The organism is Bacteroidota bacterium, assembly GCA_038746285.1.
GTDB lineage: Bacteria > Bacteroidota > Rhodothermia > Rhodothermales > JANQRZ01 > JANQRZ01.
Map to the genome: position 1 here is coordinate 11972 of JBCDKT010000041.1, position 22609 is coordinate 34580.

22 protein-coding genes are annotated in these 22609 nt (G+C 69.5%); all 22 read right to left on the reverse strand.

Features of this window, described 5'->3' with window-relative positions:
• Positions 1–10: 10 nt before the first annotated feature.
• Positions 11–3649 carry a helicase-related protein gene (locus tag AAGI91_12830; protein MEM1043499.1) on the reverse strand — a complete coding sequence of 1213 codons (3639 nt, stop codon included), beginning with the start codon at positions 3647–3649 and terminating at the stop codon, positions 11–13.
• A 3-nt stretch (positions 3650–3652) separates the two neighbouring features.
• Positions 3653–6493: a DUF1156 domain-containing protein gene (locus AAGI91_12835; protein ID MEM1043500.1), complete on the reverse strand. Its 2841-nt coding sequence runs from the start codon at positions 6491–6493 to the stop codon at positions 3653–3655.
• A 68-nt stretch (positions 6494–6561) separates the two neighbouring features.
• Positions 6562–7470, reverse strand: a complete 909-nt coding sequence (locus AAGI91_12840) for a hypothetical protein (protein ID MEM1043501.1) — start codon at positions 7468–7470, stop codon at positions 6562–6564.
• On the reverse strand, positions 7467–10529 hold the full coding sequence (locus AAGI91_12845; GenBank protein ID MEM1043502.1) for a DUF499 domain-containing protein: 3063 nt from the start codon (positions 10527–10529) through the stop codon (positions 7467–7469). Before AAGI91_12845 ends, AAGI91_12840 begins: the two co-directional genes overlap by 4 nt.
• 71 nt (positions 10530–10600) lie before the next feature.
• Positions 10601–11518 (reverse strand): CHAP domain-containing protein, encoded by a 918-nt coding sequence (locus tag AAGI91_12850; protein MEM1043503.1) that lies wholly within the window; start codon positions 11516–11518, stop codon positions 10601–10603.
• Positions 11519–11562: 44 nt separating this feature from the next.
• Positions 11563–11832, reverse strand: a complete 270-nt coding sequence (locus tag AAGI91_12855) for a hypothetical protein (GenBank protein MEM1043504.1) — start codon at positions 11830–11832, stop codon at positions 11563–11565.
• 155 nt (positions 11833–11987) lie between these two features.
• Positions 11988–12752, reverse strand: a complete 765-nt coding sequence (locus tag AAGI91_12860) for a DUF6266 family protein (protein MEM1043505.1) — start codon at positions 12750–12752, stop codon at positions 11988–11990.
• Positions 12753–12967: 215 nt separating this feature from the next.
• Entirely contained in the window at positions 12968–13219 is a 252-nt protein-coding gene (locus AAGI91_12865) for a hypothetical protein (GenBank protein MEM1043506.1), read from the reverse strand.
• A 107-nt stretch (positions 13220–13326) separates the two neighbouring features.
• On the reverse strand, positions 13327–14796 hold the full coding sequence (locus AAGI91_12870) for an ATP-binding protein (protein MEM1043507.1): 1470 nt from the start codon (positions 14794–14796) through the stop codon (positions 13327–13329).
• Between the two features lie 100 nt (positions 14797–14896).
• Positions 14897–16255, reverse strand: a complete 1359-nt coding sequence (locus tag AAGI91_12875) for a site-specific integrase (GenBank protein ID MEM1043508.1) — start codon at positions 16253–16255, stop codon at positions 14897–14899.
• Positions 16256–16368: 113 nt separating this feature from the next.
• Positions 16369–18030 carry a recombinase family protein gene (locus AAGI91_12880; protein ID MEM1043509.1) on the reverse strand — a complete coding sequence of 554 codons (1662 nt, stop codon included), beginning with the start codon at positions 18028–18030 and terminating at the stop codon, positions 16369–16371.
• Positions 18031–18065: 35 nt separating this feature from the next.
• The gene (locus AAGI91_12885) at positions 18066–18242 is read right to left on the reverse strand and encodes a hypothetical protein (GenBank protein ID MEM1043510.1); all 177 of its coding nucleotides are present in this window, start codon (positions 18240–18242) and stop codon (positions 18066–18068) included.
• Positions 18239–18979, reverse strand: coding sequence for a DNA methyltransferase (locus AAGI91_12890; protein MEM1043511.1), 741 nt, complete (start codon positions 18977–18979; stop codon positions 18239–18241). Before AAGI91_12890 ends, AAGI91_12885 begins: the two co-directional genes overlap by 4 nt.
• Entirely contained in the window at positions 18976–19371 is a 396-nt protein-coding gene (locus AAGI91_12895; GenBank protein ID MEM1043512.1) for a hypothetical protein, read from the reverse strand. The genes AAGI91_12890 and AAGI91_12895 overlap by 4 nt, the downstream gene beginning before the upstream one ends.
• 4 nt (positions 19372–19375) lie before the next feature.
• Positions 19376–19777: a hypothetical protein gene (locus AAGI91_12900; protein MEM1043513.1), complete on the reverse strand. Its 402-nt coding sequence runs from the start codon at positions 19775–19777 to the stop codon at positions 19376–19378.
• 3 nt (positions 19778–19780) lie between these two features.
• A complete protein-coding gene (locus tag AAGI91_12905; protein MEM1043514.1) occupies positions 19781–20185 on the reverse strand; it encodes a hypothetical protein in 405 nt (134 codons plus the stop codon).
• Positions 20178–20615 (reverse strand): hypothetical protein, encoded by a 438-nt coding sequence (locus AAGI91_12910; protein ID MEM1043515.1) that lies wholly within the window; start codon positions 20613–20615, stop codon positions 20178–20180. The genes AAGI91_12905 and AAGI91_12910 overlap by 8 nt, the downstream gene beginning before the upstream one ends.
• A complete protein-coding gene (locus AAGI91_12915; protein MEM1043516.1) occupies positions 20605–20805 on the reverse strand; it encodes a hypothetical protein in 201 nt (66 codons plus the stop codon). Before AAGI91_12915 ends, AAGI91_12910 begins: the two co-directional genes overlap by 11 nt.
• 2 nt (positions 20806–20807) lie before the next feature.
• Complete coding sequence (locus AAGI91_12920) at positions 20808–21254, reverse strand: hypothetical protein (GenBank protein MEM1043517.1); 447 nt, start codon at positions 21252–21254, stop codon at positions 20808–20810.
• A gap of 71 nt (positions 21255–21325) precedes the next feature.
• Complete coding sequence (locus tag AAGI91_12925; GenBank protein ID MEM1043518.1) at positions 21326–21952, reverse strand: helix-hairpin-helix domain-containing protein; 627 nt, start codon at positions 21950–21952, stop codon at positions 21326–21328.
• Positions 21953–21964: 12 nt separating this feature from the next.
• Positions 21965–22315, reverse strand: coding sequence for a hypothetical protein (locus tag AAGI91_12930; GenBank protein ID MEM1043519.1), 351 nt, complete (start codon positions 22313–22315; stop codon positions 21965–21967).
• On the reverse strand, positions 22315–22609 hold a 295-nt coding region (locus AAGI91_12935), incomplete at its 5' end, for a hypothetical protein (protein MEM1043520.1). The genes AAGI91_12935 and AAGI91_12930, both read right to left, overlap by 1 nt.

The following is a 22609-nucleotide window of genomic DNA, read 5'->3' on the forward strand; positions in this document are numbered from 1 at the left end:
GGGGGCCGCACTACGGGAGCGCAGCAAGATGACGTTTCGCACGCTCCTTGAGCCGTGAGAACGCGGCCGCTAGCTGGGCGACATTCCAGTCCTTCAACTCGAGGTAGCGCGGGTGCATGGGCCGGATGTCGAGCCCGTCCGTAGGCGTCTTGACGAGGAGCCCTGCGAACGGGTACCCATGTCGCCGGAGGCGCTGGGCTGCCGATTGGTCGAACACGGGAGGCGGCCCGTCCGCGAACAGCGCAGAGGCGTAGTGCTGCGCAAGGTCGAGGAGCGTGGCCTCCTCGACGATTGCCCGCGCCGCCGCCGTCCACGCACTCTCGCGTGCCGCGGACTGGTACGCCTCATGTTTCGAGCGGCGCTCTCTCTCGGCCTGTAGGGCCTCCTGGAACACGGCAGCGATCGCCTCCGGGACATCGCCTCCGGGCTCTTCCCCAGCTGGAGGCTCCTCACGGAGCCGCTGAACCATGTGCACCGGCTCGCCCCGCTCGACCTCGTACCAACCGACGGCACCGAGCGCGGCTTCCGCCAGGCGGGCATACGGGGGCACGAGCCCCTCGACCCGCTCGTGCGGCTCACGCAGGAGGACAGGGAGGAGCGGATGCCCGTACGTCAGCAGCTCCACGGTCGACGGATGTGCGTCGGCCACTGCTCGGTCGAACGTCACGGTGTGATCGTCACCTCCGTATTCGACAACGAACGCCTTCGGGACGGTTGGGTGCAGCCGGAATCGCGTGGCCGAGGGGAGGTCTTGGGCGAGCTCCCTCTCCAAATCGGCGAGCGTCACCGGCGTCCCTGTGGCGCGGTCCTCCTCCGCCTCGCTGGCCCACGTATCCAGGTCGAAGCCTGCCTGGGCTTCCTCGAGTGCGTCTTTTACCTCGTTGAGCCCCTCCTGCAGCGTGGCCTCTCGCTCGGCCTCTGGCGTCAGCGCTGCCTGTTGGATCAGACGGCCCACCCGGCCGAGGATGGGCTGGAGACGACCTACGACGTTTTCGAACCAGTCGATGCGGTCCTCCAGAGCTCGGTACACCCGCGCTTCCACCGTCCCCTCGTAGAAGTAGTTGCGGACCCACACCTCGGGGTACCGCTGACCAATCCGGTCCACGCGTCCGATCCGCTGCTCCACCCGCATGGGGTTCCATGGCATGTCGTAGTTGACCAGCACGCCACACGTCTGGAGATTTAGCCCCTCGCTCGCTGCCTCTGTGCACAGGAGGATCTTGATCGCCTCGCCCTCCCGGAACGCCCGCTTCATCTCGGCCTTCGTCTCCTCCACCCACGCCACTCCGTCCCACCGCTCACCGCCGCGTCCGCTGTAACACCCCACCTGCGATCCATACACCGCCTTCAATTCCTCCCGCAGGAAGTCCATCGTGTCGGTGTACTGAGTGAACACAATGACCGTGTCCCGCTGGCGAAACACGTCGTGGAGGTACCGCAGCAGTCGCTCCACCTTCGAGTCCACGGAGCCTTGGAGCGTGAGGTCGCTCAGGAAGTCCTCGACGTAGCGGATCTCGGCCTGGAACAGGCCCGGGTCCGCGTCCTCGACCGCCTCGTCTAGATCGAACTCCAGCGTCAGCTCTTCGAGATCGTCGTCGTCGAACGCCGACAGCTGGTTCGCGGCCTCTTGCGCTTGGAGACCTCTGAGAAAGTTGAGCCGACGCTCAAGGCTTTTCCGCACGGCGTAGAAGCTGCTCGTCAGCCGTCGCCGGTACACCGTCATCACGAACCCGAGCCCCTTGCGCTCTGCCTCGTACGTCCGGTAGAAGTGTGTGATGTACTCCTCAATGCGGTCGTACAGCGCGGCCTCCGCCTCCGTCATCCCCACCCACACGGGCTGGGCATCCCGGTGCGGTACGGAGGCATCGAGCAACCCCCGTGCGATGTACCGCCGGAGGAGGTCACGGGTGTTTCGGATGACCAGCCGACGCAATGGCGTATGGTGACGCGCCAACGCCAGCGCCGCCTCTCGGCCGGCCTCGCTGAGCAGCGCGATCGTCCGCGCCGGCGCCCGGTCTGTAAGTAGCCCGCGGACCCGCTGCCACTCCACCGGCCCGAGCTCCTGGCTGACCGTCCTCTCGAAGTGCGGGTCGAGCCCGTCCACCTCGGTCTCCTCCCGGACCAGCCCAAACACGTACTCCACGTCGGCGGCCGAGAGCCCTTGGCGGAGCTCGGTAAAGAACCGGAGGTATTCCTGGCCGTCGGCGGCCCACGTCCCACTCAGTCCGAGGAGGTGAAGGAGGTCCCAGACCTCGATCGGGTGTACCTGCATCGGCGTCGCCGTAAGCAGCAGCATCCCCCGGGTCTTGGCCTCCAAGCCAATCAGCAGTTCCAAGAGCCGATTCGGCCGGTACGCGGTCGCGTCCTGGAAGTCCTTGCGCCGGGCGTGGTGCGCCTCGTCCACCACCACGAGGTCCCACGGCTGCGCCGCCAGCACTTCGGGCTGACGCTCCCGTCGCTTGACGAGGTGGCTCGACGCCAACCCCACCTCCACCGCGTCCCACGGATTACCTGTCCCCACCGGCGTGACCTCGCCGTAGATGTCCACCCACGATTGCCCGTCGTAGACCGGCACGTTCATGACGAACTTCTCGAACAGCTCCTCCTGCCACTGCCGGAGCACCGACTTCGGCGTCAGGATCAGCACCCGCCGTGCCCGGCCTGAGAGCACGAGCTGGCGGATTGCCAGGCCGGCGGAGATCGTCTTTCCCAGCCCGACCTCGTCGGCGACGAGGTACCGGCGGGGGAACGTCTCCACCACACGCTGCGCGATGTAGGCTTGGTGTGGCCATGGCTCCACCCCGCTCGTCGCGGCGCCCAGCCCCGACGCTCCGAGCAGCCGCGGCGCGTCTAGGAGGTACTGGGCCACCGCACGATCCGTGAGGGTGGACTGCTCGGTGTCTTCCGGCTGTGGAAGCTCGTCCTCGCCCCGCTCGTGCGGGTCTCGTGACGGCGGCCGGTCCGGCGTGTAACGAAGCAGCTTCTTCCGCGCCGCCTCGGGCACCTCCATTGCGATCCAGTCCGGCTCGGTCCCTGTCCACAACCGGTCGAACCGGCGCTGCGCCTCGCCAATCCACACGTCACCCCCGCCCCACGAGGTGAAGACGAAGAACTCCTCGTAGTTCTTGATCCACCCGCTGACGGACTCGTTCGAGGAGCCGCTGAACGCGAGACGGTTGCCGGCCTCATCGGTGAAGATGCCCGTCTTGGGGTGGTAGTACTCCCGCGCGACGGCGCCCGAGAGGGGAAGCCCGTTCGGACCCTTCGGTAGCACGACTTTGACCTCGAGCGTGCCCTCGGCCACCATCCAGGCCAGCGCCGCCAGCCGGTCGCGGAGCGCGCCCTCGGCGTCCTCATCGAGGCGCGAGCTCATCGCCTCCGAAACCCGTTCGTCCAGCGACGCCCCGGCCTCGATGGCCTGGACGTCCTCCTCGCTCAGTTGTGCGCCCACGAGCAGCCGCATCCGGCCATCGCGCGCGATCAGCCGCGCCAGGCCCGCCGCTGCGATCCCCAGCGTGTGGCTGGAGAAGAACCCGGCGCTCCGGTCGTACCGCACGCTCGCACTCAGCGCGGGGATGTAGAACCCGTGCAGGCGGTCGTCCGAAGCCCCGTACGACGGGCGGAAGTCGTGGTCGCGAAGCGATACCACGACCTAGGCGAACAGCTCGGCCTGGACCTCCTCCATCGGGTCCTCGGGCGGCTCGATGTCGGGAAAGAACGCGGCCCGCAGCGCCTCCAGCTGCGCCGCCTCGGGGCGGAGGAACTTGCCCTCCTTCTGGACACGCGGCACGGCCTTGACGAACGCCTCGACGGCCGACCGGAACGCGCCATCGCGCAGGAGCCCGGTCCGCTTCAGGAACGCCTCGCACGCGGCTCCGCCGTCCTCAGCGTAAACGAGCATCGCCGTGTGGACTGCATCCACGAGCGCGTCGAACGTATCGGCCTCGGGGTTCACGGCACTCTTGCCGCGCCGCGTCTTCGGCTCGGCCAGGATCACGTCCTTCCCCTTCTTGGTCACGATCTTGTGGCGGACGAGGTCGCCCTCCATCTCGAGGTTCAGCGCCAGCGCCAGCTTCCGCGCCTCGTCGGCCGGGAAGCGGGCGGCCTGGAAGGCGTCCCACGCCATGAGCGTCCAGTCGGTGAGCGGGTCGAACGCCACATCGCGCCCGCCCAGCAGACCCGCCTTCCGGAGACTAACGACCTCCTCGCGCGCCAGCGACAGCGCCGTGTCCGGTCGGAGCGGCAGTGGGTCGCCGGTCTTTTCGTCGATCTCGCTCGTGAGGACCGGCCAGCTCTTGGAGATCACCGAGAGGACTGGGCCGAACGTGGCTACGTAGAGGTCCACGCCGCTCACGCCTGCCTCGGACAGCTCCTCGGCCGTCTGTCGGGCCGTCCGGCGGACCTCGGCCTGGATGTCCTCCCACCACACCGCCTCTCCGTCCGCCTGGCGCTTCCGGCAGGCGAGGAGGATCGTGCTCTTGGCCGCGTTCTTCTTGGCCTGGTGGAGCGAGTGCTCGCTCTCGGTATGGACTGGCCACGAGCTCTCGACGGTGAACCCGGACCGGATAAGCGCGGTCGCGAGCGTATCCCACGCCTCGACCTTCTTGTGCGTGAACATCACCGTCAGCACGCCGTCGTCGACGAGCACGCGGTGGGCCTCGCGGAAGGCGTCGGCCATCTTCCGCTCGTAGTCGCGGTCGGCGAGCTGCCCCTTCTTCCGGCCGAGGTCAGCGAACCGGGCTGGGTTGGCCACGGCCTCGTCGTCCTTGTTCGTGAGCTGGGCCCCGTACCACTCGGGGTAGAGGTCGCCAGCCGTTCGCTTGAGCCAGACGTAGAAGAAGTCGGCCAGCTCGGCGTACTGGACGTTGTCGTAGTACGGCGGGTCGGTGACAACGGCGTGGACGGAGGTGTCGGGGACCCCGGTGAGGTCGGCCGCCGAGCCCTTGCGGAGTGTGAGGTCACCGAGGAGCGGGCCGCTCCCGTTCAGCGAGGCGTCGGCGTCAGGCGCCAGCTTGACGAAGTCGCGGTAGGAGTCCGCGATCTGGTCGACCGCCCACGGCAGCAGGTTTGCGGCCGCATCGAACTCGCCGTAGCTCCAGACGATGGAGTAGTTGTGCTTGTCGAAGATGCTCCGGATGCCTCGACTCGGGTCGAGCCGCCCCGCTACTGAGTTGTAGATGACAGCCTTGTCGAGCACGTACGCGAGGTACGTCAGGAGCGCCCTCGCTCGCTCCCCGCCTACTTCCCTCTGGATCTCGGGCTTCAGTTCGGCCAAGACTTCGCTGAACGTGCCCAACGAGAGAAGCTGGCGGTCGTTGAAGAAGTCGGCCCAGTTCTCCATCCCGTAGAGCCGATGCCCGCGGTCGTAGTTGGATATCCCGATGGGCTCGGTCGGAATCACATCCTCGGCCTCCCAGCGTGGACGCCGTCGAGCGAGTTCCGCCGATGCCTTCTCGATGGCATCGAGGTCCTCGTCCGTCGGCGGTCGGAAGTCGAAACCGCCCGATCGCTTGAGCGCGACGGCGTAGAGCATGTGCCCCATGCGCCCGGCCTGAGCCTCCCGCTTGATATGCTTGCCGTCGATGGTGTCGCCCTTCCAGGGCGAGCGACCTGTGCCGTACGAAACCGTCCCGTCGGTCGGGTCGAAGTCGATGTCAGCCCCGCTCCGGATCTCGAAGCGAGGTACCTCCCAGTCGTCACGGACGAGGAGCTTGACGGCGACATCTGGATCTTTGCCGAGCCACCAGTTGGGTGTGAGCGGAACCGGCTTGCCGGTCGTCGGGCAGGCCACGGTGCGTGCCCAGAGGTATGCCTGGACGTTCTCGCCCGCGGCCTTCGGAAAGTATGGCGCTAGCCGCTTTTCTGATCGAGCTACCCATTCCGCCCCCCACTTCTTGATCTCAGCTCTGAGCTTCTTACCAAAGCGGAAGGGGAAGTCCAGGGTCCCCTCGAGGATCGTGCAGGCCACCGGGTTCAGCTCGTTTGCCACCACGTTGAACCCGTACCGGCGCGCCTCGAAGGGAATGGAGCCGCCACCTGAGAACGGGTCCATCACCGTCAGTCGCTCCTCGCCCCACGTCTCCTTCAGAATCTGACGCATCAGCGCGAGGTCCTCTGGCGCTGGGTTGACCGTGAACGCCCGGTCGTGCGTGTAGGGGTTCTTGGTCAGCTTGATCTTCCCAGCCTTGTCGGCCTGGATCAGCTTCCGCGCCGCCACCGGATCGCCGAGGATACCGAGCAGCCGAAGGAACCACGCCTGGTACTTCTCTTCAGTCGGGAAGCGATCGCGAAAGCGCTCGGGCAACCCGTCGTAGGGCGGTAACACGCTCGCCACAATCGTCGCACGCGAGACGGTGAGCGGTCGTCGGGCCCACCAAACGTGGATCCGGTTGAGCGGAGGCTTCAGCGCTGCGCTCTGGTCCCGCAAGCTCTCCGCTCCCACAGTTTCAAAAGGGAGCCAGTCTTCGAGGAGAACGTCGGGGCGGTCGGGCATCGGGCGTCAGTAGATGTGCGGAGGGGGTGCGGAAGGTACCGGGCGGGGCAGTCCAAGAACGATCGGACTTAGGAGCCGAGCAGCACCCGGAGCGCGCGTTGTGCGTTCGAGGCCTGCGTTCCGCCGCTGCACTTCGAGAACCAGTAGTAGGCCTCCTCGTCGCTCATGTGGCGCACGCCAGTTGAGATCGCCTCGATCCGGTCGTACCGCGACAGCGGCTTCACGGCGAGGAACACGAGGGCGAGGCGGAGACCGGTCACCTCGTCGAGGTAGAACGGCGCCTTCGGACGGCGGGAGAGGTCAGAGGGGCGGTGGCCGTTGGCGCGGAGCGCTGCCAGCAGTCGGTCTGAGACGGCCCGTAGCGCGTCGCCCCCCAGCTCGATCCCCCACAGCGCGCCCGGCACCGAGACCGCCTCTCCAAGCATCGGCTGGGACTCATCGCGCTGGCGGACGTGCTGGTAGAGGGCCACGCGGTAGCCGTCGCCATCGGGGAGCGTGAACAGCGCGAAGGGCCGGGTCTCGTCGAGGTGACCGGCGTCGTAGGTCGGCTCGTGCGCGTCCTGGCGGAGCGCGTCCCCCTCGTACACGGCCCCGAGGCGGTCTTCCTCTACGTCGAATAGCCCCATGCGCCCCCGCACGGGCACCGGCCGCGGCAGCCGCCGCGCGTCCTCGAACTGCCAGCCGTACTGGACACCGCCCGGGAACGGCCCATCGTGGAGGTGCTCGTGGCGCCGCGCCTCCCAGGCCGCCTCGTCTACCGGCACCACGTCCACGAGCGTCACCGTACCCACCACGGCCCCGTAGTGGAGCGCCTCGGGGACGAACCCGAGCCCCCGGATCCGTCGTACCCGTCGCGTGCTCCCGGCGTGGACCGCCAGCGGCCCGCGGTGCTCCGTCGCCCAGGTCCGCACGTCGAGCGTCCGGGCCCCGTCCACGGTCTGGGCCGCGCGAGGCTGTCGGATGGAGAGCGCCTTCATGCGTCCACCTGCTCGGCCACCGTCGCGCGGAGGGTGATCCGGGCGGTCCCCAGCGTCGTCGTGAGCACGTCGTGGATCGTACCAAACCGGTCGCCCGCCAGTGGGAGAGCGTCGGCGTACATCGCCGTCACGCCCAGCGCCACCTGGAGGTCGCTCGCTTCCTGGGCCAGTCCGTCGGTCGTCTGCTTCAGCCGCTTGTACAGCGCGTCCGAAAGGCGGCCCTGTATCTGGAGGTGTTGCCCGTCGGCGAACTCGGCCGTCAGGGTCACATCGACGACGTACTCCGCCCGGCCCATCTGGGCGAGCGCGAGCCCGAGGCGGCGCATCCCATCGGCGCCGGAGGTCCCCGTCCCGTCCAACCGCACCGCCAGCGAGCCGATGGACTCCACGTCTGCGTCGTGGCACGCGTCGAGGAGCTGCTGGACCGCCTGCTGCGGCGGCCCCTCGCCTCGTAGCGCAGCGGTGGCCGTCGCCGACTCCCCCTGGCCGCAGGTGCACGCCTCGGCCGGGTTGCCGCACACGGGGCACGTCTCGACGGCGCCCGCGCTCCCATCACCAGATGCGTCACCCGCGCCGGCCGCCTCCTTCCCCTTGATCGGGAGCGACCGGGCCGCGGCCTCCTCCGGCGTGTACAGGATCACGTCGTCGGAGAGCTGGACCGCCGGTGGGGGCGACTCGTGGTCGTAGCCGACGCCCTCGCGCGTGTCGAACAGCACCCACTGCTTCTGCTCCACCCCGTTGCGGATCGTCTTCTTGAGCTGGTTCGGGTCCAGCAGGAACGGGAGCGCGATCCGGCGGGCAAACGCCTTCCGCAGCTCCTCCGTCGTCAGGTGCGTCTGGTTCGTCTCCCACGCCCGGCTCCGGACGTAGGCCCCCGAGAGCGCCTTGTCGTCGCCCGTCAGCGTCTTCGCCTGGTCCTGGAGCACCCGGAGCACGACGGCGCTCTGATCCCGCTTGACCTGCCCCTGGTCTTGAGCAGGCAGCACCTCGTGTGCGAGGTTTCCGTGTGCGGCGGCCGCGTCGGCGCGCGGCACGTAGAGGTGGCGGTACGCCTTCGTCACGGCCACGCGTACCTCCAACTCGGCCGCCTCGCTGAGCTTCTTCAGCTTCTTCCGGTCCTCGGCGGAGAACCCCCGCATCCGCTCTCCATCGCCGAGGATCCGGCCGATCGCGAGGTAGCGCCGCATCACGTCCACGAGATGCTCCGCTTGGTCGGCGTCCGCGACCAGGAACATGAGGTTGTTCTTGAACCGCCGGAACGCCCCCTGCGAGCCTTGATGGTCAAACAGCTGACGCACGAGCTCTGGCGGCTCGGTCGTCTCGGCACCGACCGTGGCGGCGTCGTAGTGGAGCACGACGAGCTTGGGGAGCGCCGCGTCGTCGGTCACGTCCCCTGCGTCGTCGGGAAAGTATCTCGGGTCGAGGACTCCCCGTCGCCACACCTGTTTGATCCGGGCATCCAACTCGGACTTGGCCGCGGTCCGGCCCACCATGTCCGTCTCGTCGGACACGATCTTGTTCAGCGAGGGCTCGGTCTTGAATCGGTACCGGTGGCCGTCGAAGTCGAAGAACCAGCCTGTGTCCGTGAGCCGGTCGACGGCTCGCTCCACAAGCAGCGGGTCTCCTCCCGGCTCGAGCACGGCGAGGCGGAGGTCGGCCGGCTCCACGCCCGTCGCCGTCCCCAGCGTCAAGCTGTGCACGAAGACCGTCGCCGCCACCCGTTGGGTGTAGGGTGGCCGGCCCGCCGCGAGGTGCTCGCGGTCGGCCTCCTCCGCCTTCCCCTTGGATCCCATCAACGCGCTCACGATGTCAGCCTCGATCACCTGCTTGAACGCGGGCCGATCGAGCCGGCTGGTCAGGTCGTTTGCCACTCCCTCTATGCCCAATGGGACGTGGTGGAGGTGAACGCTTGGCGCCTCGACGGCTCCGTCCTCCCAGAGCGCCCTCACCACCCGCGCCAGAAGCCGGAGCGCCCCGCGCGTTTTTTGGAAGTTGGGGATCGTCGCCGTCTTCTTCGACAGCGTCGTCAGGAGCTCGGGGTGGAAAGGGTAGGCCGCCTCAAATTCCCGAGCGTAGTCAGCCTGGAGTGCACGACTCGGTAAGTCTGTGCCTTGGTCGCTCCACATACGGAAGGCCTCGGCGTAGGCCTCCGCCGTCTCCGCGGCCGCCGCTGCGTCCACAGACTCGAACAGCCGGTGCCGCACGATCGCTGCGATGTCGGTCTCACCCGTCGGCTGTACCACCATCTCCTGCCGGGCCGACACCTTCCGTGCCTCGTCCAGCGCGTCGTGCACCCGCGCCGTCTGCTTCGCGAAGGCATCGCCGGTTCCAGCCAGCGTGAACACCACGGACACCCGCTCGCGGCCCGCTGCGAACTCCAGCAGCGACATAAGGAAGGCCACGGTCTGGTCCGCGAGCGTCGACTTCCCGACCTCAATCGCCTCCGCCGTCTCGAGGTACCGCGCGATCTCATCGATCATGATGACGGCGCCTCGGTCCCCGAGCACCTCGTCCAGAAGCGAGGTGCCGGGCGCCGCCCGCTCCTCGTCGCTCCGGCGTGCCTTCGCGTACCCGTCGGCACCGCCGAGCTGGTACGCCAGCTCACCCCACAACGTGTACGTCCGCGTCCCGTCTGCGTGAACCAGCCCATCCGACGAGCTCAGGTCCGTGCCCACGACCCCAGCGACTCTGAGCGCTCCCGAACCCGGAAGGAAGGCCGGGTCCACGAGCCCCTCAACGTCCTGCGCCGACGCGTTCCCTGCCGCGGCGTGGTAGAGACCGATCAGGTTGTGCGTTTTGCCTCCTCCGAACGCGGTCTCGAGTCGGATCACCGGACTGCTCGTCGGCGCCGCTCCCGTCGCCCGGCCTAGGGACTCCTTGAGCAGTGTCCGCAGGCCCTCCGTGGGGTAGGTGTTGGCGAAGAAGCGGGAGGGGTCCTGATAGACGGGGTCCGCCTCGCCGGCGATGACCGCGTTCAGCTTGGCTGCGAAGATCTCATCGGTGAGTTTGCCGCTACGGACTTCGGGGCGCGGGACACAGATCTGCTGAATTGAAAGCACGGAGCGGTTGAGAAGACGGAGAGGGACCGTTGCTAGACCCGCGTAAGCTATCAGCCCCTCTGCCGCCCTGACTATGACCAGGTCCGGTGATCGACTGGCGTGAAGCTGACGATCCGGAAGTACCTCCCCGGCGTGATTCGCCGCTGTCGTCGCCACACCCCGTCCCCGTCGCGCTGGCTCCCCGCCCGGCCCGGCGACGTGTTCCCCTCGACCGTCTCGCCAGAGGCCCCGTCCCAAGCCACCGCGAACCCGGCGTGCCCGAACGGCCCGTTCCCCTTCCGCCAGACCACGACAGCCCCCGGTGGCACCCGCTTCACGCCTCGGAGCGCCTCGCTCGCCCTGATGCTCCGCGCCGTGATGAACCGGGCCGCAAGCCCTGAGCGGATCACGCGCCGTCGGCCGTCGAGCGGGGCGCGGACGCCGGCCGCGTCGAGCACGTAGCTCACGTACGCCGCGCACCACGGGTTGCCCGGCCCGAGCCCGACCGAGCGCAGGAACCGCTCGACCCGCGCCCCCCGGTTGGTCCCGCCCCGCTCGACGGTCCCTACGTAGGCTAGCGCCGTGTCGAGGTGGGCCGGCCACACCCGTGCCGGCGTGGGTAGCTCAGCCGCCGCCCCGCCGTCCGCTGGCGGCGCGCACGAGCAGGCGCATCGGCACGCTGCCTCGCCGTCCGTCTCCGTCACGACCGGGAGCGTAGTGGCCGGCTGCGCCGTCGCGACGGTCGCCGCGAGCAGGACCGCCAGCGCGAGGAGCGCCAGCGCGTACGCCACGTTCCCCGCCTTCAACTCGGCTACGGTGTCGACCTCGTCGAGCACGTACCGGTCGAACGCCCAGAACAGCCCGACGGCCAGCGCCGCCTTCAGCATCCCGGCCGCGAAGCCCGAGAGCTCGATCGGGGTCACGGCCCCGTCGCCACCGTCGGTGAACGTGGCGTAGACGGCCGTCCCCGTCGCGAGGAGCAGGGCGGTCAGGAACTTCTCGGCCTTCATCGGTCCGCGGGGTGAGTGGGTATGAAGCCAGATGCCTGGCCGGGCTACCGGTCGAGCCGGTCCTCGAGGTGGTCGAGCCGGCGCTCGACGTGCTCGATCCGCCGCTCGTGGCTCGCCTGCTCGACGAGGACGCCCGAGAGCGACTCGCCGAGCCGCTCGAGCCGGGCCGTGTTCACGGCGATGTCGTCGGCGATCCCGTCGAGCGTCCGGTTCGCGCTCCACCCGAAGAGCGCGACCAGGAGCGCCACGACGAGGTGGAGCGCGTTCCGCGCGAGCCATCGCTCGACGGTCGGGGTATGAGCGCGGGAGTCCATCGGTCTCGGGGGCCATCGGTCCGGGCGGAGACAACGCCGGCCCCGCTCCCAGTTCGCTCCTGACCAACTCCCACTAGGGAGCGGTCGAGGCGAGTGGGAACGAGGCCAGTGCCTCGGGTGAGCTGCGGCGTCAGCCTAGGGCTCTCAGCCCGCGGCTAGACGAGCGCCCCCGGGTCGTCGGGGACCGGGCCCTGCTCGGCCCCGCCGTTCTGGAACGCGGCCCGCTTGCTCGCGCCCGTCACGACGACGTCGGCCCCGGCTCCGCCGTTGGCGTCGGCGTCGTAGCGGACCGAGCCGTGGAAGGCCAGCTTCGGGTCACCGCCGGCGACCGGCCGGTACGGGACGACGTGGACGGCGTACATGGCCCGGTCGGCGAAGGGCACGCCGAGCGCGGCCTGGCCGTCGGCCCGCGTGAGCCCGGTGATGACGTCCTGCGCCGCGCCGTCCGGACCGGCCACGACGACGGCGACCGCGTCGTCGGGCTGACCACCAGCCGCGTCCCACGTCACGAGCGTGTCGCCCGCGCCGTCGTCGGCGAGCGCGAGCGGCTCGGCCGGGGCGAGGCCGCCCCGCGTGAGGAGCATCTGGGCCGCGTCGAACGTGCCGGCGTCGGCGCCGGGCACGCCGTCCGCGCGCATGACGCGGACGTTGGCCCGGACGAACTCGTTGAACGCCGTCGTCGCGTTCCGCCCGCTCCGCTCGAACCGGCGCCAGTACGGGCGGACGAACGCGTCCATGAGGGACGAGCCGGCCCGGGTGAGCTGGGCGAACAGGTCGCGCTGGGTCGTCTGGGCGGCGGTCTGGGGGTTGGTCGGCGTGACGCGGGCGCGGATCACGTCCTTGCCGCGCCACTTGGTCATGACGACGGTGCCGACGGCGTTCCGTCCGCCGCCGAGGATGCCCCGGTCGAGGATGGCCATGGGTCTGTTTGGGGGGTGAAGGAGCGCCCAACCTCGGCGCCGCACTCGCGCCCGTCCAGGTCGACTCCCCGACCTCACGGGAGTCCACCGCTCGCCCCACCTTTCATTCAGCCGACCTCTTTCCTTTCGATCAGCCGGCGCACTGACGGTACGCGGAGTGGTACGGAACGTCGGTACCTAGCGCCAAATACCGACAGTTCGTACCACCTGCGCCGTCACTTTCGGTACACCACGGCCCGCACCCGCTCCTCGCTGAGGTGGTACGGCCGGCCGCTGGCGTCGCGGTGCGGCCCCCGCAGCCGCTCGACGGCCTCGTCCACGCTCAGCCCGTCGTCCCGCAGCCTCGCGAACCGCCGACGCATCCGGGTGTCGCGGAGCGCGAAGTGGAGCGCCCGCGCGACCCGGCGGTCGGCCAGCGCCGCGCCCAGCTCGTCGGCGCTCGTCTCGTGGGGAGTGATGGTTTCCATGGCTTGGGTACGCCCGCCGCTCGTGTCCGACTCGCCTGCGCCGACTGGCGTCTGGCCCCGACCGACGAAAGAGGATCTTTCCTCCGACGCAAGATGGTCTTTCGTGGTCATCCCTCTGAGTCGCTTGGGGCGGCGGCGTAGAGGTCCTCCAGCGACCAGCACGTCACGGCGTGGCCGTCGGCTTCGGCCGCCGCGCGGAACCCCTCGGCGAACCCTCCCGCCGCCACGTACAGGAGCGGCGCGCCGTCCTCGAGCGCCTCGTGCGCCCACCCCCGGCCCGACGCCGCCATCCGCCGGAGCTTGTCGAGGTGCGCCTCGTGGACGGCCGCCCCCACCGGCTCCCGGTTCCACTTCACCTCGCCCGTCAGCACGCCGCCCCCCAGGAGCCGCGCGACGACGTCGAGCTCGACCGGCTGGCGGTCCCGGTCGACGCCCTCCCACCGGCCCCACTCCGACACGATCGGGAGCCCCAACGCCGTCGCCCTCCGGTCGTACGCCTCCACGGCCACGCGCTCGAACTCGTGGCCCATGTACTGGTCGAGCGACGGGGCCACGGCCTCGTCCCAGACCTGCCGGGCCGGCACCCGCTCCAGGGCCGACCGGTTCGGCGCCACGAACCGCTCGTAGAACCGGAAGGCCGCGTCGGCCACACCGTAGCGGATGGCCGCCGACGGCCCCGCGTCGAGGTTGCCCCGCGTCTCTACGTACCCCAGCTCGATCAGCCGGTCCAGCTTGTCCCGGAGCGCCCGGTCGTTGCCGAGCCCGGCCCCCTGTGCGACCTCGTTCCGCGTCGTCCGCCCGCTCGCGACGGCCCGGAGGATGGCCCGGTACTTCGAGACGTCCCGGAGCCCCTCCTCCTGCTCGAGCGCCGTCTCCACGAGCAGCCGGACCTCCCCCTTCGGGTCGAGCAGGAGCTCGGCCGCGTTCTCCGCCAGCAGCCGGCCGGCGTCGACGGCCGCGAGGTACCGGGGCGTCCCTCCGAACACGCCGTACGCCAGCGCCCGCTCCCTCAGGTCGGCGAAAGGGGCCATCTCGCCCGCGTGCCAGTACCCGAAGGGCCGGAGCCGCCCGTGCCACGAGAACCGGCCGTAGAGCGGGCCGCCCCCTCCCGCCAGCGCCTCCATCGTCCCGACGGCCGAGCCCGAGAGCACCATCAGGAACGGGCGCTCGGGCCGCCGCCGCTCCCACGCCGCGTTGAGCTCGGACGCCACCTCGGCCGCGCCCGCGTCGCCGTCGCCGAGGTACTGGAACTCGTCGAGCACGACGACGAGCGGGCCCGGCGCCCTCAGGTCCATGAGCAGGTTGAACACGGTCCGCCACGTCGGGTAGTCCTCGGCCCGCAGGTCCTCGCCCGACCACGCCGCGAGGTCCTCGACGAGCTGGCGGCGGTTGACCTCCGGCGTCGTCTTCGACGCCGTGAAGTAGAACGAGGCCCGCTCACCCCACGTGTGCGTCAGGAGGTACGTCTTCCCCACCCGCCGGCGCCCGGTCAGGAGCGCGAGGTGAGGGCGGCCGGAGTCGGCCAGACGGCGGAGCGCGGCCTGCTCGGCGTCGCGGTCGATGAGGGGGGAAGCCACAGGATGTAACTACGATTCCATGGAAGTGTAGGTACACCCCTGTCGAAAGGCAATCCCAGCCCGCCTAAAGCCACACGCTACCGACCCGCAGGGCACTACGCTACCGATCTGACGGCGAACGCCCTTCCGCCTCGCCGTCGGGCTGTGTCTCGTCGGAGGCGCCGTCCCCGGCCCCGAACGCGTTGAGGTACGCCTGGTCCAGGAGGTCCCGGCTGAACCCCTGGAGGTACCGCTCGGTCGTCGTCACCGACGCGTGCCGGAGCACCTCCTTGATCCCGTGCGCCCCGACCCCGGCCTCGAGAAGGTGGGCCGCCAGCGAGTGCCGCGCGAGGTGCGTCGTCACCCGCTCGGGGTGCGCGATCCCGGCCCGCTTCGCGAGCACCTTCAGCATCTCGTTCGCGTACGCGTTCCGGCTGGCGACGGCCGCCCGCCGCTTCGCCGGCGTCGACACGGACCGCCCGTCGAGGAGTGGGAGCACGAACCCGCCCTCGGCCACCGCCTCGGGGCGCCGCTCGGCGTACCGGTCGACGATCGCCCGGGCCTCGGGGATCAGCGGGATCGACGTCGCCTTCCCCGTCTTCTCCGCCTCGTAGCTCAGCTTCACCGCCGTCCCCGCCGCGTCGCGGACCACGTCGGTCCACCGGAGCAGGCACGTGTCCCCGAACCGCATGCCGCCGGCGTAGAACGCGAGCGCGAACCCGTCGCGGACCGCCTCCACCAGCGACCCCGGCTCGCACCGGGCCGCCGCGAGCGCGGCCACCTCCTCGACCGTCAGCCGACCCTTCTCCACCCGCTCGCTCCGGAGCAGCGCGTCGCCCTGGAGACGGTCGAAGGGGTCGCGGAAGGTGTCTGGGGCGTGGCCGTCGCGGACGGCCGCCCGGAGCGCCGTCCGCGTCGTCGTCAGCTGCTTCCGGACGTAGTTCTGCTTGAGCCCCTCGCCGTGGGGCTCCGGCGCCCGCATCGAGTGGCCCCATGCCCGGAGAAAGGCCGGCGTGATGTCGGCGTACATGAGCCGCCCCCGCGCATGCTTGGTCAGCCGGTTGCACGTCGTGTGGTACGCCTTGTACGTCGACGGCTGGCCCCGCTCGGCGAACGCGTCGACCCACCGCCGGAAGAACGGGAGGAAGTTCTCCGTCTGCGCCTCGTCGTCCGGCCCCGACACCCACCGGCGGAGGTGGCCCGCGAGCGCGTCGGCCGAGACCGGCTCGCGCGCCGCCGTCCGCCGGGCCGCCTCGCTCCGCCCCTCCGACACGGCCTGCCCGATGGCGTCGTTGACCTGGGCCGCGTCGGGTTCCGTTTTTCGCACCGCGCGCTTGTTCTCGTTCCACCCCTTCGGCCGCACCCGGAGCCCCAGCGCGACCATCCGTTTGGTGTCGGCGTGGCGGACCGCTAAATAGACCGGGGCGAGCCCGTCCTGGCCTATTTTGTCCGCGCGGAGCGTGGGGGTGAACGTCGCCATCTGGAGGGCGGCACCCCGGCGCTGGAGGGGTACCGGAATAGGTACCGGATAAGGTACCGGTTTGTCCTCCGCCCCGCCTACCACCCGGTACCCCCTCGCTCCTCAAATCGGCCCTAGCGCCTCAGAATCGCCGACGGGTGGAGACGGGGAGTACTCCTGGCGTCTCCCCATACGGTCCCGGCATCTCCACTTCCCGGGAAATCGGCCGATCCTTCGGGGTCGGCCGTTTCCATTTTCGGCGTTTTTGCCACTGCCAGAGCCGAAAACAGAGGACCCAACGAGGGTTCGACTATTTGCCCGTGATCTACCGATAGACCACGAGGGAAAGTCGAACCCACCAGCGCGTGGCGGCCCTCAGCGCCCGACGCCTCCCACAGCCCGGCGAGGTCGGACAGGAGCGGGAGCGCGTACCGGAACGCCTCCAGGTCGGCGTCTACGTCGTCGGCCGAGGCCAAGCGTGCGGCCTGCGCGCGAGCCCTCGCGCGATCAACGGCGGAGCGGTTGTGCTCGGCGACACGGGCATAGGCGTCTGGTCCCAGACGGCCATCGACGACGGCGAGGTCAGCGTCGAGCTGGCGGCGCTCAGCGGCAGCGAGTTCGGTCTCGGCATTCGCCAGCTCGATCGACGCTCCGTCAGCGCGGCTGGCGAGCTCCTCCTCACACACGGCCTCCAGAACAGCGAGGAACCCCGGAGTCGGCGATAGCTCGCGGTAGAACTCTACGAGCGCGGCGTGGGCGGCTTCTGCTTTCACCCGAAAAGCCCCTCTCCCCTTCCCGTGGTAGTACCACACACGGTAACCGTGGCGCGACTTCGAGCCCGACCCGGTCAAGCGGTCGCCGGTGCGAGGGTCCAGGATGTGGCCGCGAAGTGGCAGCTCCGGCGTGAGCTTTAATTTCTTCTCGCGTCCGTTCGGCTTCGCTTTCGGCCCGTCGAGCCGGGCCTGGACGGCGGCCCACGTCTGCGCATCGACGACAGGCTCGTGGCGGCCCTCGATCCACCGCTCCGGCTGGCCGTCGCCGGGCGGCACGCGGAGCTCGCCCCGGTAGGCGCGGTTTCGGAGTGCCTGACCAAACCGATACGCGCTCCCGAAGAGCGGTCGACCGTTCGGACGGACGACTCGCTTGCGCGCCGCGTTGACGGGGACGCTGGGGTCGGCGGCCAGCAGGAACGCCTTCGCGACGAGCGGGGCTAGGGTGGGGTCGGGCTCGATGCCCGTTCGCCGCGGCTTGTTCTTTCCCTCGGGAACGGAGTATGTCGCGCGGTACCCGGTTGGTGGCGCGTGGACCCACCGGCCCTCCAGGTGCGCCTGGCGGACGCCGCGGCGGATGTTCTTGGAGCGGCGGCGGTTGTCGGCGTCCGGGACGGCGAGGTAAGCCGAGACGACGTGGACGTGCTCGGGGCTCTCCCAGTCAACGGGCTGCTCGGCCGCCTGAACCTCGACACCGAGCCGCTGAAGCTCATGGAGCATCGCCCACGCCGCGGCCACGTGGCGGGAGAACCGACTGTAGTCCTTGAACACGACGAGGTCGGGGCCGCCGCGACGGGCCGGGTTTGCGCGGAGATGCCGAAGGAGCGACTGCCAGCCCGGCCGGCGGTCAAACGACTCCGTCAGGCGGTCGCCCTGCTTGGCGCTCACGTCGTCGAGAAACCGCTCGACCACCCGCCCCCCGTGCTTCGCCGCGCACCGGTCGTTCACGGCGTCCTGAGCACGTAGGCTGTAGCCCTCGGCCTGGTCAGCGGTGGAGACACGGGCGTAGGCTACGGCGGTTCGCATCGGATCTGGAGCGAGAGAGCTGAGAGGATACCCGCTTATGTCCTGACCCCACAGACCCGCCGCGCCAGCCGGAGCATGGCCGAGGCCTCGTCCGCCGTCACGACGTGCCCGGTGGCCGCACGGTCCTCGGCACGCTGCGCCAACTGGCGCGCGGTCTCCGCTGTGAGCGGCGGCCGCTCGACGAGTCGGAGCGGGGTGGTGCGGTCGCTCACAGGTCCAGCGCCGGGGTCGAGAGAGCGTCCTCGATGCGGACGCGAGCGACGTCGCAGTACTCGGCCGACAGCTCGCAGCCCATGAACCGCCGTCCCTCCATCGCACACGCGACAGCCGTTGTACCGGAGCCAGCAAACGGGTCGATCACCAGCTCGTCCGGGCGGCTCGCGGCTCTGACGAGCTGGCGCATGACGTCGGTCGGCTTGCCCGTGAGGTGGTGCTTGTCAGCTTGACGGACAGGCTCCGTTATGAGGCCAGGAAACGGGCCCTCTCCGTTGCGTTTCTCGCACGGCCCGGCGGTGCCCCACACGATGTACTCGCACTGGTGGCGATGGTAACCGGTGTGGGGCGCGCGGCTACCGCGTGTCTTGTTCCAGGGTACGATGCCCCGCCAGACCCACCCGCCCATCTGGATGGCGTCGGTAAGCGCTGGGAGCATGCGCCAGTCGGAGAACACGTAGACCCGTCCGCCCTCACGGGTCGCCTGTAGCGCCATCATCAGCCAGAGTGCCGCCCATGCCGCCCACGAACGCTGGTCGCGGTTGTCGCCTGAGAACGACGGTCGGCCGATCGCGTCACCGTTCTGGGCGTATTTCGCCTCAGGGCGCGCGGCACGGTCCGACCGGTGAAGACCACCAGATGAGTACGGCGGGTCGGTAACGACCGCGTCGACGCTCCCCGGTTTGAGAGAGCGGAGCCAGTCGAGGGCTTCGGCGTGGTCGATCGAGACCCTCATCCCTCCGGGTCCCAGACCGTGACGTGGCCCTTGAACGGGAGGCCGTGGTGCTCGCGGATCCACTCCACAAACTCGGCGGCCGTCTCGAACCCGTCGAGCCGAGCGAACGAGTCGGCGGCATCAGCGGACAGCTCCTCGACCGTGCCCTCCAGAACCTTCTCGGCTCCGGTCTCGCCAAGGAGGATAGTGCCGCAGACGAAGATGAAGATGGGCCGGACGCCCGTGATCGGGAAGCGGCCGAGCAGGCGGCTTGATGTTGTCCGGAGACCGGTGAAGCAGTGGGCTACCTGGCCCACGCGCGGCGTGTGCTTCCGCCTGGCACGGACGGTCTGGCGCTTCGTCCCGGCCTCGACGTCGGCGGCGAACTGGCGGTGGAAGTTGAACTGTGGCATCGGCTCAGGCGGCAACAGGGCGGCCCGACGTGGACCGCACGGGGACGACGGCGCTCACGGCCTCCGCCAGCGGCTTTCGGTGAAGCCTCCACGCCTTATGGGCGGTGATCCAGTCTGCGTCGAACAGGCACACGCGGGAGAAACCGGGCCGCCGCTCGGGCAGCGAGGCGAGCTGGTCGCGGACGAACTCGACGAGGGCCGGAGCTGGTGAGAGCGGAACCGCCTCGACCGCGCGTAGCGACGGCTTCGAGTCGTCGGTCGTCGTGATGAGGACGGCACGGCACGTCTGTTCGCCTGCTTCATCGACGGCCACCTCGACCACGACTGCGGCCACGATCAATCGCTTCTCGCTGGCGAACGCGGCTAGCCGGCGGAGTGTGTTCGGAGAAGAGGGGATCTCGTACACGGCTCAGGCACCCCCGGCCCGCTGGCGGTCGTCGTAGGCCGCCGCCAGGAGCTCGTCCGCGGTAAGACAGTCGTTAGTGTCGTACGCCTCAAATAGGCGGACAAGTGCTAGCGACAGCTCACGGTCGTCGGATACAACTACTCCGAACCTTGGCGATGCCTCGTGGTCCTTATCGAAGACAGAGAAAGCGCCTAGATCCCGGTCTCGAAGCGACTGCACCAGGCACTTGGCGATCCGGGGGATCGAGCCGGCTTTGTCGATTGCCGCCATGACGCCTCTCGCGTCTTCGGGGTCGTCGAGCGGAACGTTCCCGAGGAATTGGCGCCCGCCGACGGCCTCCGGGTCCCGTAGGTAGATGAGGACGCCGTCGTCCGGGTGTCCCGAGGTCTCGTAGAACAGATCAGTCATCGTCGCCCTCCTCGTCTCCCTGGGTGAGCTCGCGCACGGCCTCGACGAGCTGGTCGACCCAGTCGGAACGGATCTCCTCGCCCGCAAACATCCGAAGGATGGCCGGGGCACCGAACCGGACATGGCTGGCTACGTCGTCGGCGCTCAGGCCGTGACCGAACATCGTCGTCTGACACCACGCGAGACGCTCCGCCAGTCGTATCACTCTGCCCTGGGCGCTCCGCCCGTCGTGGATGAGAACGGGGACGCGCTCAACCAGGGTAACGTCCGTCGTACCGCTGGCGGCGACCGCTTCGAGGTACTCGCGCTGTGCCTCGTCCAGCGTCTCCGCCCCGCCGTGTACTCCATAGAGCGAATCGCCGTTGTGGTCCTCTCGGTCTGAACGGCGGGCAAGAACGACGTAGCGGTGAGGGGGGAAGTCAGTCGGCATCGGTCTGAGGTGTGTCGGCTGTGGAGGGCCGGAAGAAGTCTGCGCGGGATGCGGCGAACGTGGTGCCGGCGCCGACGGGCAATCCGAGCACGAGCTGCGCTAGCGGGTCCAGTCCCAGCGCGGAGGCGGCTCCGTGCCAGAGGTCGAGGGCGACGATAGTCGCGACGGCGAAGAGAAGAAGGGAGCGCATGATTACAGGCTGAACGGGATTCCCTCGTCGTCGGGGTACTCGTCAAAGGCCGCGTGATCCGGGTCGATCGTCGGGTCGTAATCGTCGATGTCAGCCTCGATCGCGTCGGCGATGGCGTTTTCATCAGCTGGGCCAAGCTGGCGGATCTCGTAGGCCGCGACTGGCCGCGGCGTCCACCGCTTCGAGAGCCCGATCGCGATCTCGCGCGAGACCGGGTTGATTGCATAGACGGCCGAAGGAGCAACCACGCGAGTGAAAACAGGGCTGGCGTCTTTGCCTTCTGGGCCGGGGTCGGTATCGAACACGTCGATGCGGACGAACCCGGCTGGGAACTGGGCTTCGGTCACGCGACCGACTGTCTGCTGGTGGCCCATGAGCTCAACGACAGCCCACTGGTCGAATGAGTCAGCGGCGGGGTTGGCGGTCGCGGGGTTCGGGGTCTCTGTCATCGTGGTGTGTGGTAGGCGCCCCGCTGGCGGTCGCAGCCGAGGCCCGCCGCCAGCGGGGCAGCAGTGGTGGGCTAGGCGGCCAGTGCGGATGCCTCCTTCTGCCAGCGGGCGACGGCGTCATCGCTGCCGTTCATCACGCCCGCACCGTCCAGGATGCCCCGGATGTCCTGCGGGTCTGTCCCCGCGAGGGCCGCGAACGTCGTCACGCCTGCGGCCACGAGCGCGTCGCGTGTCTTCGGGCCGAGGCCCTTGATGGCCGTGAGGTCGTCGGGGGCCTCCCCGTCCTGAGTGCTCTCGCCAGAGGTGTCCTCGTTGGAGCCGCCCTCGTTGGAGGCATCCTCTGCTTGCTCACCGCTGGCGCTCTCGGGACCGCTGGCGTTTGCTGGGCTGCTGGCGGTGTCCTCGTCACCGGAGGGCTCCTGCACGTTGACGGGCACATCCGGACCAGTGGGCTCATCGTCGCTAGCCGAGTCGTCGCTGGCGTCCTCCTCAGTCTCGCTCTCCCACGAGTAGGCGAACTCATCCAGCTGCTCCCGGATGGCCTGTGCTAGGTCTCCGGTCAGCCTCATGCCGCCGTTGTTGTTCGAGGGGTCTGAGCCTTTCAGCCAGACGATGAGCACGTGGCCGCTGGCGTCCGAGCGGTCTTCGGCGCGGACAATGGCGAGGGGGTCGATGTAGGTGCGTTCTGCACGGATCATGGGTGGAGCGGCTCAGGCCGCGAGCTGTAGCGGGCGGAGGGAGACGACGTCGGCGCTGGCCCGCTGGCGGCGCACGTCGGAGGACGGTGTCGACTCGCCTTGGGGCTCGTCGCGCGACTCCTCAGGGATGGGGCCTCCGGCGTCGACGTAGCGCTGGCGGAAATCGTCAGGGTCAGTGAGGTGGTCCAGGGCCGCGCGCAGGTCACGGCGCCAGCGGGCGTCTCCCAGCGCGTCGCGGTCGCGCAGGCTCTCCACGAACTGATCGCGGCTCACGACCGTCACGGACGGGCGGAGGTCGAAGCGGCTCGGCAGGTCCGTCGGGACGAGGACGGCCAGGGCGACGCGAAGCTGGCGGCCACTCATCAGACCGCGGAGGTGGCGTGGGGCGAGACCGAGGCGATCCGCTCCAGGTCTGCGTCTGTCCACTGTTCCGTGCTCTCCACCATGTCGGTGAACGAGACGCCATCGAGCACGTCGCCGTAGCCAGCGTCGTAGATAGCGTTACGGGCAGCGCGGACGCGGTCGTGGCGGCGAGACTCTGCTGTGAAGGCAGCAGACGCCGCCGCCAGCTGGCGCGCGAGGGCTCGCTGCGCGCGGAACTGCTGGACGAGGGCCGCGGTCACGAGGAGGGTACCGACGATGCAGGTGCCGGCGACA